The sequence below is a fragment of the Colwellia marinimaniae genome, assembly GCF_002207865.1.
GTDB lineage: Bacteria > Pseudomonadota > Gammaproteobacteria > Enterobacterales > Alteromonadaceae > Colwellia > Colwellia marinimaniae.
Genome location: NZ_BDQM01000222.1, coordinates 1 through 278, shown reverse-complemented (window position 1 = coordinate 278; position 278 = coordinate 1). Strand labels below are relative to the sequence as shown.

At 45.7% G+C, this 278-nt stretch carries 1 pseudogene; it reads left to right on the top strand.

Features of this window, described 5'->3' with window-relative positions:
* Window positions 1-155 precede the first annotated feature (155 nt).
* Window positions 156-278: pseudogene (locus tag MTCD1_RS21575) on the top strand (tail fiber assembly protein); the annotation flags it as partial.

Here is a 278-nt window from a genome sequence, read left to right as displayed (position 1 = left end):
GGTATTGGTGCGCACCAGCATCCGGTTGTTATCGGTGCTCATGCCCATTCTTTCAGTATTGGTTCACACGGACACACCATCACCGTTAACGCTGCGGGTAACGCGGAAAACACCGTCAAAAACATTGCATTTAACTATATTGTGAGGCTTGCATAATGGCATTCAGAATGAGTGAACAACCACGGACCATAAAAATTTATAATCTGCTGGCCGGAACTAATGAATTTATTGGTGAAGGTGACGCATATATTCCGCCTCATACCGGTCTGCCTGCAAAC